Here is an 11,904-nt window from a genome sequence, read left to right as displayed (position 1 = left end):
TCATGGTGGTGACGGAGATGGCGGCGGAGAAGAAGACCCCCGAGGGCGCGGCGGCGCCGCGGCGACGCCGCGATGCCGCCGCGACGCGGCAGGCGCTGCTGGAGGCGGCCCGCCGACGGTTCGCCGGTGACCGCTACGAGGCGGTCAGCGTCAGGGACGTCGCCGCGGACGCCGGCGTCAACGTCGCCCTGGTGTACCGCTACTTCGGGTCCAAGGCGGGGCTGTTCGCCATGGCGGCCGCGGACTCGGCCATGTTCGGGCAGCTGGACGTGCCGGCCGAGGAGCTGCCGGACCGGATGGCCGAGCTGTACGGGTCCGGCTCGGAGAGCCCGCTCGCCCTGGACGACCTGCTCACGGTCTGGCGGCTCCTCGGGGGGACCCCTGGTCAGGTGGAGCTGCCCGAGGAGGTGCGGGACTACGCCGAGACCACCGTCGTCGGGCCGTTCACCACGGTCGCGGCGGGTGACGACCCGCGGCTGCGCGCTGAGCTGGCCGCCGCGCTGCTCGCCGGGATCCGGGTGATGCGGTGGGCGTCCCCGGAGGGACGGCTGGCCACCGCGCCGCCCGAGCAGGTGGTCGAGTACGTCCGCCAGGGAGTGCGGGCGCTGCTGCACGGTGACACCAGAAAGTAAACGTGTTTACTTATTGAAGAGGCCCCGGCTAAAGTAAACCTGTTTACTTCGCCTGAACGCCGGAGCCTGCCATGAGCACACAGCGCACGCACCACGTCACCACCACCGACGGCGTCACCATCGGCGGGACCGTGCACGGCCGGGGGCGGCCGCTCGTGTTCCTGCACGGAGCCATCGGCGACGGCGACCTTGACTGGGGCCGGCTGGTGGGACACCTCACCGGCCGGTTCACCTGCCATCTGCCGAGCATGCGCGGCCGCGGCCTCAGCGGCGACCACCCCGACCTCAGCCCGGGCAGGCAGGTCGACGACGTCCTCGCCTACGTCGACAGCTTGGGCGAACCGGCCGGGCTGGTGGGCTGGTCCGCCGGCGCCAACCTGGCGCTCGGCGCGGCGGCGCGGTCCGGCACGCCGCGATCCGACACGGCGGCGCGATCCGGCGCGGTGGACGCGGTGGCCCTCCTGGAGCCTCCGATGCGGGGTCTGATGGACGAGCGGGAGCTAGCCGTCATCGTCGGCGCCATCGCCCGCATGGGCGAGTTGGCCGCCGGAGGCGACGTGACGGCCGCGATCCGGGCGTTCGCCGGCGGGCCCTTCGGCGACGAGGAACTCGCCGTCGCCGAGGAGGCCGGCTACTTCGAGGCCGCAGGCCGATACGTCCCGCACCTGCTCAGCCTCCTCGGGCAGGTGGAGTCGTCCGGAGGTCCCACCGTCGAGGACCCGGCCGTGCTGGGCGCGGTCTCCGCTCCCGTGCTGGTCCTGTACGGGTCCGGCACCATGGCCTTCTACCGCGCGGGCGCACGGCATGTGGCCGGTCACGTCCGCGACGGCCGGATGCGCGAGATCCCCGGCGCCGGGCACGCCGCCCCGCTGACCCATCCAGAAGCGCTCGCCGAGGCGATCACCCGGTTCTTCGGAGCCGGGTAGCGGCACACCGCCGGGCCCTCGATCGCCCGCTGCACCGGCGGTCGAGGGCCCGGACGGCTCCCGGAGATCGCGCCTGCCGCCTGTCCGGCCGGCGCGCGGGTCACCCCCGGTGGTGACCCGCGCGCCGCCTCGCCGGGCGGTCATCCTCCTGGCGTCCCGGGGACTCACTGGACCGCGCAGGCGGCCCCGTTCAGGGTGAAGGCGGAGGGTTTCGCGGTGTTGCCGGCGTGGGTGGCCTGGAAGCCGAAGGTGACCGAGGCGTTGGGGGCGATGGTGCCGTTGTAGGGCGCGTTGGTGGCCGTGACCTGGCCGCTCGACGGCGTGATCGTGGTGTTCCAGGCGCCGGTGATCGTCTGGCCGGCGGGCAGGGTGAAGGCCAGCGACCAGGCGGTGACGGGCGAGGTGCCCCTGTTGGTGATGGAGACGGCGGTCGTGAAGCCGGTGTTCCAGGTGTTCATGGTGTAGCCGACCTGGCAGGGTCCCGAGACGGTGGGCGTGATGGTGGGTGTGGAGGTGGGGCCGCCGCCGGAGTCGAGGCCGAAGAAGCGGATGGTCTCGGCGGCCATCCCGCCTCTGGGCAGGTCGTGCCCGGCGCCCTGGAGGCTGATCGCCTCGACCGGGGCCGTGCCGCCCGTGCCGCCGTAGCGGGTGCGGGTGTAGCCGGCCTGCGGCGTGTCGGTGGAGGACGGCGTCTGGCCCAGGCCGTGGACGTTCGTCCACTGCTTGATCTGCTCCTGGAAATTGGGGTAGCGCAGCGTGCTGTCCTCGGTGCCGTGCCAGATCTGCATGCGCGGCCGGGGGCCCGCGTAGCCGGGGTAGGCGGCGCGGACGAGGTCGCCCCACTGCTGCGGCGTCCTGACGATCTGCCCGTTGGCGCACTGGCTGTTCCAGCTCGACCCGTCGGTGGTGGCGAAGCAGCCGAACGGGACGCCCATGTAGGCGGCGCCGGCCTTGAACACGTCGGGATAGTCGCCGAGCAGCACGTTGGTCATCATCGCGCCGGAGGAGACGCCGGTGACGAAGGTGCGGTCCGGGTCGCCGCCGTGGCGCTGGTGGACGTACCGGACCATGGACATGATGCCGACGGGGTCGCTGCCGCCGTCGCGCCGCAGCGCCTGCGGCGAGGAGACGTCGAAGCAGGCCCCGCTCCTGGTGGCCGACGGGTAGACGACGATGAACTTGTGCCGGTCGGCCAGCGAGGCGAACTCGGTGCCGGAGTGCAGGGCGGGGCCCGAGCCGGTGCAGTAGTGCACGGCCAGCAGCACCGGCGGCCGCGACCCCACGCCGTCGGGCACGTACAGGTGCATCCGCAGGTTGGTGGGGTTGGTCCCGAATCCGGTGACCTCCACCAGCTGGGCCGACGAGGCCGGGGCGGCGAGGACCAGGCCGAGGACGGCCAAGAGGGCGGTGGCGACCGCGGCTCCGGCTATACGGTGACGTGCTCTCATCCGCACCTCTCCCATCGGGGGGTCGAAACATTTCGATGGTGAGCCGAAATTTTTTGTCGAGCAACCGGCGGCGCGCCCGCCCTCAGCAGGTCAGCCCTCTGACATGCGCAGACGATCTAGCAACGGCAAGAAACTTTCATGGCCGGCCCGGCGGGACCAGGTCGGCGAGCGACAGCGCCAGCCAGATCTGCAGCCGGTGGTCCGGATCGGACAGCGGGCGGCCGGAGACGCGCTCGGCGGCGGCGAGCCGGCGGCGCAGCGTGTTGCGGTGCACGCCCAGGCGGCGGGCGGCGGTCTCCAGGTTCTCCCCCGACTCCAAGTAGGCGCGCACGGACGCGATCAGGTCACCGCCGTGCCGCTCCTCGTGCTCGCGCAGCGGGCGGAGCACCGCGGCGGCGAAGCGGCCGGCGGCGTCCGGCACGATCGCCTCCCGCAGCAGCGCCCACGGCTCCAGGTCGTCGACGTGCGTGTAGCCGCCGAGCGCGGCGAGCCCGGCCGCGTGCCGGACGGCGGCGGGCAGCTCGTCCAGGCGGTGCGCCCGGCAGCCGCCGCCCGCGGCGCCGAGCAGGCCGCACAGGTCGCCGCCGCGCCGCCGCCCGTCCTCCGGCAGCACGAACAGCGTGCCCTCGGGCCGGGCGCAGACGAAGGCATGGGAGCCGGCCGCCACCTCTTCGAGCGCCTCGACGGCCGTCTCAAGGGCGATCTCCTCCCGTACCAGGACGACCTCGTACGGAGGCGGCGCGACCTGGCACAGCTCGCCGAGCGCGGGTGCGGGCAGCACCCCGTCGAGCGCGGCCGACAGCAGCCGGCCGCGCTGGACGTGCTCCCTGACCCGGCCGGCCCGCACCCCCAGGAGTTCCAGGGCGAGCAGGCAGGCGGCCTGGTTGGCCAGCATCCGCACGTGCCAGTCCAGCGGCGAGGCGGTGCACACCGCCAGCCAGCCGATCGGCGGCCCGGCGAAGCCGAGGCTCTGCACCTGGACGGCCTGGATGCCGTCGTCGAGCACCCCGGCGCTGCGCGGGGCCGCGCGGCCGGCCGCCTCCACGGCGCGGGCGTGCCACGGCCGCTCCCCCTCCGGGCTGGCGGCGGCGGGCTCGGCGTGCGGGCCGAGCAGCAGCGCCTCGCCGCCGGCGTGCTCGGCCAGCGCGCGCAGGATGCCCGTCGTGCCCGAGGTCAGCGCGGCCCTGGCCGTCGCCTCCTGGGCGGCGACGACCTTGCGCTCGCCGCGCACCCGCTCGTCGGCGTGCCAGCGGGCGACCGCCTCGGTCACGGCGACGAACGGGGTGAGAATCTCCAGGACCGGCAGCCCGCACACGTCGGCCGCGTCCCGGACGTCGCGCGGCACCTCCGTCATCGCCTCGTCCAGCGCGAACGCGAGCGCCGCGCAGCCCGCGACGGACAGCCGTTCGACGTACGCGCGCCGCCCCTCCGCGTCGCCGGGCAGGCCGAGCCCGATGGTCAGGACCAGCTCGCCGCCGCGCAGCCACGGCACCGGGTCGGCCAGCTCCGACACGTGCGCCCAGCGGACCTCCCGGCCCAGCCCCGCCCGTCCGGCGAGCAGGCGCATGCTCATCCCGGGCAGCGTCATCGCCTGGGCGACGGTCAGGGCCATGACGCATCCTCTGCAAGGTGCATACCGCACTCTAATTCATCGCCAACGGTGCCATTTGTCCCGGGGGCCGGTGCTGTGACCTGCGCATATCGTCATCGCACCCCCTGATGACCCCGGAGGACCCCATGAAACGCGCCAACAGAGCGGCCGGCGCCGCCTTCGTCGGGACCACGATCGAGTGGTACGACTTCTACATCTACGCCACAGCGGCCGCGCTGGTCTTCGGGGATCTCTTCTTCCCGAACGCGTCGAGCCCCACGGTCGCCCTGATGGCGTCGTTCGCCACCTACGCCGTCGGGTTCTTCGCCCGGCCGCTCGGCGGCATCGTGTTCGGACACTTCGGCGACCGCGTGGGCCGCAAGTCGGCGCTGGTGGTGACGCTGGTCATGATGGGCGTCGCCACCTTCGCGGTCGGCGTGCTGCCCACGTACGAGAGCATCGGCGCGCTCGCGCCGCTGCTGCTGGTGGTGCTCCGCTTCGTGCAAGGGCTGGCCGTCGGCGGCGAGTGGGGCGGGGCCGTGCTGATGGCGGTCGAGCACGCGCCGGAGGGCCGCAAGACCTTCTTCGGCGGGTTCGCCCAGCTCGGCAACCCGGCCGGGGCGCTGCTCGCCACCGGCGCGTTCAGCCTCATCACGCTGCTCGGCGACGACGTGCTGCACACGTGGGGCTGGCGGGTGCCGTTCATCGTCTCGGCCGTGCTGGTGTTCGTGGGCCTGTTCATCCGGCTCCGCGTCGAGGAGTCGCCCGTCTTCCAGAAGGTGGAGAAGGCCGCGACGCCGATCAAGGAAGTGTTCCGCCTCTCGTGGCGGTCGGTCCTGCTCGGCATCGGCACGCTGCCGGTCGCCATCGGCGGCTACTACATCCTCACCACCTTCCTGCTGGCGTACGCGACAGGCGAGTCGGTCGGCGCGTCCGAGCAGCTCATCCTCAGCGGTCTGAGCTTCGCCGCGTTCGTCGAGCTGGTGGCCACGCTGGCCATCGCCTGGGTGGGCGACCGGCTGGGCAGCCGCAAGGTCGTGGTCTTCTTCCTGGTGATCACCGCCGCGCTGGCCGTGCCGCAGTTCGCGGTGCTCGGCTCGCAGAACGCGTTCCTGATCTTCGCGATGCTGGGCCTGATGAGGCTGGCCACCTCGGGGACGTACGGGCCGATGGCGGCCATCCTGTCCGAGATGTTCCCGCCGCAGGTGCGCTACACCGGCATCTCGCTGGCCTACCAGGGCGCGGGCGCGATCTTCGGCGGCCTGTCCCCGATCGTCGCGACCGCCTTCGTGGGCGCGGCAGGCGGCGCGGCCTGGCCGGCCGTGGCGATGCTGGTCGGCATGTGCGCGCTGAGCGCGATCTGCCTGGCCGTGGCGCCCCGCTACCGCGACCCCGCCCCGGCCGCCCCGGCCACCCACTGATCCCGCAAGGAGACTCGCGTGTCCACCATCGTCATCACCGGCGGCAAGGTCATCACCATGGACCCGGCGAACCCCGCCGCGGACGCCGTGGCCGTGCGCGACGGCCGCGTGCTGGCCGTCGGGCGGGAGCCCGAGGTGCTGGCCGCGGCCGGGCCGGGCGCGGAGGTCGTGCTCGCGGGCGGGCGCAGCGTGCTGCCCGGGTTCATCGACCCGCACAACCACCTGCTGTCCACGGCGGAGTCGCTGGTGGCGGTGGACGCCCGCTATCCGGGGGTGGGCAGCGCGCAGGACCTGGTGGCCAGGATCGCCGCCGAGGCGGCCAGGACCCCGGCCGGCCAGTGGATCCGCGCGTACGGCATGGACGACGCGAAGTTCCCCGGCGGCCGGCCCACCCGGCGGCAGCTCGACGAGGCCACCACCGACCACCCGGTGATCGTCTACCACGTCTCCGGGCACCAGGCCGTGGTGAACTCCGCGGCGCTGGCCTGGCGCGGCATCGGCGAGGACGTGGCCGACCCGGCGGGCGGCGCGTTCGTCAGGGACGAGGGCGGCCGGCTGACCGGGATGGTGCTGGACTCCGCCATGGAGCTGCTGCTGCCCGTGGCCGTCGACATCGGCTGCCACGGCCCGAACTTCCACGTCGACCTGCCGCGCGAGCAGCTGCGCTCCTGGCTGGAGATGTCCGCCGAACCGTACCTGAAGGCCGGCGTCACCACCGTGTGCGACCCACAGGTGTCGCGCCGCGAGCTGGAGATCTACCGGTCCGCCTGGGACGCGGGCACCCTGCCGGTGCGCACGGTGGTCATGCCGCTGTCGCACATGCTCGACGAGCTGACCTCGATCGGCCTGGCGGGCCCGTTCGGCGACGACCGGCTGCGGTTCGGCGCGATGAAGTTCTACTGCGACGGCACGCTCCTGGGCGGCACCGCGATGTTCGACGAGCCGTACGGGGACGACTTCACCGGCACGCTCTACCACCGGCCGGAGGAGCTCGTCGACCTGGTGCGACGGGCCGCGTCGGCGGGCTGGCAGGTCGGCGTGCACACCCAGGGCGACCGGGCGATGGGCTACACGCTCGACGCGCTCAAGGCCGCGGTCGCGGTGTCCGGCGACGACGCCAGGCCGCGGATCGAGCACTGCGGCCACCCCACGCCGGCGCAGGTGCGCGAGTTCGCCTCACTCGGCGTCATCCCGGTCAACCAGCCCAACTTCCTGTACGACAGCGGCACCGACTTCGTGCGCCGGCTCGGCGACAGGAGGGCCCACCGGCTGCAGCCGATGCGCGAGGAGCTGGACGCGGGGCTGCGCCCGGTGCTGTCGAGCGACTCGTTCGTCTCCTCGCTGCGGCCCATGGAGACGGTCTCCAACGCGGTGCGGCGGCGGACCCGCGAGGGCGGGCCGATCGGCGCCGAGCAGGCCGTCACGCTGGAGGAGGCGCTGCGGGCGCACACCGTCGACGCGGCGTACGCGCTGCGCATGGAGGACGTGATCGGCTCGCTCGCCCCCGGCAAGCTGGCCGACGTGGTGGTGCTCGACGCGGACGTCCGGTCGCTGCCGGCCGACGAGCTGTCCGGCGTGGACGCGTGGCTGACCATGCTCGGCGGCCGGATCGCCTACCGGTCGGGACGGGCGGCCAGCGAGGTGTAGACGTCCACCTCCCCCGGGCTGATCAGGCCGTCCTGGATGGCACAGATGAGCAGCTTCTCCTTGGTGGGGGCGGGCCGGCCGGCCGCCGCGTACTTGACCCTGGCCCGGTCGATGTACTGCCGCACGGTGCGCTCCTTGATGCCCATCCGGGCCGCCACGGACGCCTTGGACATGGACTGGAACCAGTAGAGGAGGGCCAGCCGCTCCTGGTCGGAGAGCTGGGGCCGGTGCGGGCTCTCGTCGGTGGCGATCGCCTGCGCCATCGGCGGGGTGACGCTGGGCCGGTCGGCGGCCACCTCCAGGATGGTCTCGACGCACGACTCGCGGGTGGCCCGCCCCTTGCCGATGAACGCGGAGGCGCCCGCGTCCAGCACGGCGCGGACCGTCTCCGGCTCCTCGTGCTCGGAGAAGACGATGATCCGCTGCCCGCCCTCGCACAGGTCGCCGATCCGGTCGACGATCATGGTGCCGTTGAGGTTGAGATCGAGCAGCAGCACGTCGGCGTGGACGCCGCGGACCGACTCGATGGTGGGCCCCTGGGCGACGAGCGTGACCGGGCCCGGCTGCCCGAACCAGGACCGGACGCCGTCGACCACCACCTGGTGGTCCTCGACCAGGGCGACCGTCACGGGGCCTGCCAGATGCTGTTGACCCATACCTCCCCTCCCTGCCGCTGGTAGGTGATGACGACCCCGCTCGCCTCGCGCACCGGCGCCGGGCTGACGGGCAGGTCGTCGTTGTCGGCCACGACGGCCACGCTCACCATGGTCGACATGGCCGACACGGTGACCCTGGCCCGCGACCTGGCCCCGTCCAGCGCCTGGAGCGGCACTCTGAGCAGGTCCTCGCGTACGCGGTCGGCCAGGTCGGGCAGCGTGCCGCCGAACGGCGGGACCGTCACCAGCACCTTGCGCCGCTCGGCCGCGTCGATGCGCTCGCGCAGCGCGGTCACCAGCGCGTCGGGCACGTCCTCGCGCTCGGTGATGAGGCGGCGCAGCCGCAGGGCGCCGGCCGTGCACTCCTCGCGGACCCCCGCGTCGCCGGGGTCGGCGCCGTCGGCGAGCCGCTCCAGCAGGTCCTCGGCCACGTCGCGGATGGCGGCGTAGCGGCGCAGCCGGTCGGCGTGGATGCGCTGGGCGGACATCCGCCAGGCGTCGTCGGCGGCGAGCCGCCGCGCCAGCAGCGCCGCGTCCTCGGCGCTGGCGCGCAGCGCGTGGCAGCCGACGCTGTAGCCGAGCTGCAGGGTGATGCTGCCGGCCACGACCACCAGATACTTGGCGACCGAGACGCGGTCGAACGTGCCGGTGACGGCCATCGCGGCGAGCATGAGCCCGGCGTTCGCCGCCAGGAACGCGATGAGCTCGGCCCGCCGGCGCGGCCGGTTCCACAGCAGCATGACGCCGACCCAGCCGACCGAGCCCCACCCCCAGTCGATGGTGCCGAGCAGGTCGCGCGGGTGGCAGGCGAGCATGACCGCGACGTCCACGGCCAGCGTCGCGGCCACGAGCAGGCCCGTCCCCGCGGTGGACGGCTCGGCGCCGCGTAACAGGGCCACGGCGGCGACGGCCCCGACGGCGGTGTAGACCACCCAGGCGACGGCCGCGAGCACGGGCCAGCGGAAGTCGTGCCAGCCGGTGACCGTGACCGTCAGGTCGTAGCCGACGTGCCAGACGCCGGCGATGACCACGGCGCCGATCGCCGTGTAGCGGGCGTAGCGCCGCGCGACCTGCTCGATGTCGCCGGTCATGGCCGCCACCAGAGGGTGACCCGGGTGCCGTCGCCGCCGGAGGTGATGTCGGCGCCGCCGTTGGGCAGGGCGCGCATGGTGTCGAGGATGGAGCCGCGCACGCCGAACCGGTCGGGCGGCAGCCGGTCGTGGTCGAAGCCGCGGCCGTGGTCGGCGACCTCCACGCGGATCTCGCCGCCGCTCCTGCGCGAGGTCAGCTCGGCCTCGCGCACGCCGGCGTGGCGCGCCACGTTGGACAGGGCCTCGGCGACGGCGCGGGCGAAGCTCTCGGCCACCTCGCCCGGCACGGTCTCGTGGGTGAGCCGCCTGCGCACCCGCAGCCCGGTGGCGCGCCCGGCCACCTCGTCGAGCAGCGCGTCCAGGGCGATGGGCACGCCTTCCCTGCCGGGGGTGTCGCGCAGCCGGTCGAGCGCGGACAGGTCGTGGGACGCCTGCTCGCGCAGCGTGGCCGAGGGCCCGTCGTAGGTTCCCAGTCCGACCATGGTGAGGGTGTGCAGGGACGTCTCGTGCACGCTGCCGACCTGCTTCAGCTCGTCCTCGCGGCGCAGCCGCTCGACCATGAGCGCGACGTCGGCCCTGGCGCTCTCCCGCAGGAAGCCGTCGGCGGAGGCGGCGGAGCGGCGCAGCAGCGTCATCAGCACCGCGATGGCCAGCACCTGGACGAGGTGGATGCCGAGCGAGACGGTCACGTCCTGCCCCGGGTCGGCGAGCCGCATCCCGGCCAGGTACGCCACCGCGACGACCAGGCCGGTGGGCACGGCCGCCGCGGGCCGCCAGACGACGGCGGGCACGATGATCGTCATCGTGACCAGCCCCGCGACCCAGCTCGCGCCGCCGGCCAGCGCCTCCCCTGCCACCAGGTGACGCTGCGCCAGGCAGAGCGCCACGGTGATCGCCACGTCGCCGGCCACGAGCCAGGCCGGCAGCCGCGTGCCGCGCCACATCCGCCACAGGAACAGGGCGGTCCAGCCGAGCTCGGCCGCCAGGGCGGGAGCCAGCCAGGCCGCGGAGACCGGCGGGGCGGCCCCGAGCGCCGCGGCGACGGCCGCGACCAGGCCGATGACACCGCGCGCGCCGGCAGCGGTGCGCGCGGCGGTGCGCTCCAGCTGCCTGGCCGCCGAGTCGTAGCGCGTGGAACCGAGGTGAGCCATCGCCCGTCCGCCCGCGACGAGATCACAAGTCGGCACTCACGATAACGCACCGGGCGCGGGCGGGCCGGGTGCGCGGTCATGGATCGCATGGCAGCCTTCCTCGGGCCTGTCTCACTCCCGCACCTTCCACCGTCCGCGCCCCCTGCGGCATGACGGCTGATCGACCGTCATGCCACCCCGGGCGGGGCGGCGTGTACTGATCCCTGTCGCGATCACTGCGGCCGAGGGGGGACCTCAATGACGCTCATCTCGATCTCGATCCTGATCTCCTGCCTGTCGGTGATGGCGGTCCGTGGCAGGCGGGGGCCGTGGCCACCGGGCATTCCGGTGGCACGGCCGCGGCTGTCGGCAGCGGGCGGCACGTACGAGGGCTCGAACGGCCGTCCGTCCGACGTCTACGTGATCCAGGAGCGGCTGATCGCGGTGGCGGACGGAGGGGGGCGAGGCCGGCGCGGTCACACGGCGGCCGCGCTGGCCCTGGGCGCGGTGGTCGCGGCACGGCCGCAGACGGCCGGTACGGAAGAGGAGGATCTGGGCGGCTGCGCGCGGGCGGCCCGCGACGAGCTCGCCCTGGCGGAGCGGGCCACCGGCCTGGACCTGATCGTGCTCGACGCGGGCGAGCGCCCGCGCCTGCGCTACACCCACGTCGGCGGCGGCGCGATCTGGTACTGCGCGAAGGGCGGGCGGCCGCGGCGGCTGACGACGCACGGGGACGGCCCGGTGGGGACGGCCGAACCGGAGGTCGGCAGCGTGCCGCTCCACCAGGGCGATCGCATCGTGGTGGTCACCGACGGCGTGGTCACGGCGCTCGGGGCGGAGCGGATGACCGCCCTGTTCGCCGACGGCCGGTCCCCGGCGTCCTGCCTGGATCAGCTGTACGACGAGATGTCGGTGGTGGAGCCGGCGGAGGACGCCACGGTGCTCGTCGCCGACTTCGTCACCGCGTGACGCGTTCCTTGCCCTGGTAGAGGCCGTACCCGAAGCGGGCCCGGTAGGTCGCGCCGTCGTGCCGGAAGTCGGCCGCCCAGTGGTGCGGGGCGCCGCCGGGCCCGGTCAGCACCTCGAACTCCAGCTCCGGCCACGGCGGCAGCGCCCAGCACGCCACCTCGCACGTCAGGCTGCCGACCGGCCGCTCGCCCTCACGGGCCGGCGGGCCGAGCGCCGACCGCAGCGCCGTCAGCCCTTTCGGCGCCCGCGCGGCGTGCGCCAGCCTGGTCCAGTGCGCGTGCGCGGCCCGCAGCTCGGCCCGGGTCGTGCAGCGCCCGCTCCACCCGCGGGGCGTTGACGTCGCGCATCCGGTGCATCAGCGTGAGCTCGAACTCGCGTACTCCGTATCTCATC

11 protein-coding genes are annotated in these 11,904 nt (G+C 74.1%); 5 read left to right on the top strand and 6 right to left on the bottom strand.

The genetic code is table 11. The features are described 5' to 3' along the window. The first annotated feature begins 2 nt into the window (after window positions 1-2). Together AB0K05_RS11655 and AB0K05_RS11650 are read left to right on the top strand one after the other, a co-directional pair. Window positions 3-632: a helix-turn-helix domain-containing protein gene (locus tag AB0K05_RS11655; RefSeq protein ID WP_364228636.1), complete on the top strand. Its 630-nt coding sequence runs from the start codon at window positions 3-5 to the stop codon at window positions 630-632. Window positions 633-703: 71 nt separating this feature from the next. After that, window positions 704-1,558, top strand: a complete 855-nt coding sequence (locus tag AB0K05_RS11650; protein ID WP_364228634.1) for an alpha/beta hydrolase — start codon at window positions 704-706, stop codon at window positions 1,556-1,558. A gap of 164 nt (window positions 1,559-1,722) precedes the next feature. Here the strand turns inward: AB0K05_RS11650 and AB0K05_RS11645 are convergent, their stop codons facing one another. Further along, the gene (locus tag AB0K05_RS11645; protein WP_364228632.1) at window positions 1,723-3,006 is read right to left on the bottom strand and encodes a PHB depolymerase family esterase; all 1,284 of its coding nucleotides are present in this window, start codon (window positions 3,004-3,006) and stop codon (window positions 1,723-1,725) included. 136 nt (window positions 3,007-3,142) lie between these two features. After that, window positions 3,143-4,618, bottom strand: coding sequence for a PucR family transcriptional regulator (locus AB0K05_RS11640; RefSeq protein WP_364228630.1), 1,476 nt, complete (start codon window positions 4,616-4,618; stop codon window positions 3,143-3,145). 125 nt (window positions 4,619-4,743) lie between these two features. Here AB0K05_RS11640 and AB0K05_RS11635 point away from each other — a divergent pair, with 125 nt between their 5' ends. Together AB0K05_RS11635 and AB0K05_RS11630 are read left to right on the top strand one after the other, a co-directional pair. Beyond that, window positions 4,744-6,018: an MFS transporter gene (locus AB0K05_RS11635; RefSeq protein ID WP_246641233.1), complete on the top strand. Its 1,275-nt coding sequence runs from the start codon at window positions 4,744-4,746 to the stop codon at window positions 6,016-6,018. A gap of 18 nt (window positions 6,019-6,036) precedes the next feature. Further along, window positions 6,037-7,665: an amidohydrolase gene (locus AB0K05_RS11630; RefSeq protein WP_364228628.1), complete on the top strand. Its 1,629-nt coding sequence runs from the start codon at window positions 6,037-6,039 to the stop codon at window positions 7,663-7,665. Here the strand turns inward: AB0K05_RS11630 and AB0K05_RS11625 are convergent. The 3 genes from AB0K05_RS11625 to AB0K05_RS11615 are packed head-to-tail and all read right to left on the bottom strand — an operon-like array spanning window position 7,632 to window position 10,563. Further along, window positions 7,632-8,321 carry a response regulator gene (locus AB0K05_RS11625; RefSeq protein ID WP_148033243.1) on the bottom strand — a complete coding sequence of 230 codons (690 nt, stop codon included), beginning with the start codon at window positions 8,319-8,321 and terminating at the stop codon, window positions 7,632-7,634. The genes AB0K05_RS11630 and AB0K05_RS11625 overlap by 34 nt on opposite strands. Further along, window positions 8,291-9,412 carry a hypothetical protein gene (locus AB0K05_RS11620; RefSeq protein ID WP_364228626.1) on the bottom strand — a complete coding sequence of 374 codons (1,122 nt, stop codon included), beginning with the start codon at window positions 9,410-9,412 and terminating at the stop codon, window positions 8,291-8,293. Before AB0K05_RS11620 ends, AB0K05_RS11625 begins: the two co-directional genes overlap by 31 nt. Continuing rightward, window positions 9,409-10,563, bottom strand: a complete 1,155-nt coding sequence (locus tag AB0K05_RS11615; protein WP_364228624.1) for an ATP-binding protein — start codon at window positions 10,561-10,563, stop codon at window positions 9,409-9,411. The genes AB0K05_RS11620 and AB0K05_RS11615 overlap by 4 nt, the downstream gene beginning before the upstream one ends. 237 nt (window positions 10,564-10,800) lie before the next feature. On the opposite strand from AB0K05_RS11615, the gene AB0K05_RS11610 reads away from it, so the two are divergent. Next, window positions 10,801-11,511 carry a SpoIIE family protein phosphatase gene (locus AB0K05_RS11610; protein ID WP_364228622.1) on the top strand — a complete coding sequence of 237 codons (711 nt, stop codon included), beginning with the start codon at window positions 10,801-10,803 and terminating at the stop codon, window positions 11,509-11,511. Here AB0K05_RS11610 and AB0K05_RS11605 read toward each other — a convergent pair. Then, window positions 11,501-11,668 carry a hypothetical protein gene (locus tag AB0K05_RS11605; RefSeq protein ID WP_364228620.1) on the bottom strand — a complete coding sequence of 56 codons (168 nt, stop codon included), beginning with the start codon at window positions 11,666-11,668 and terminating at the stop codon, window positions 11,501-11,503. The genes AB0K05_RS11610 and AB0K05_RS11605 overlap by 11 nt on opposite strands. Between the last annotated feature and the right edge of the window lie 236 nt (window positions 11,669-11,904).

It is taken from the genome of Nonomuraea sp. NPDC049486 (assembly GCF_040676925.1).
Classification (GTDB): Bacteria; Actinomycetota; Actinomycetes; order Streptosporangiales; family Streptosporangiaceae; genus Nonomuraea; species Nonomuraea ferruginea.
This window is presented reverse-complemented; position numbering and strand designations above follow the sequence as displayed.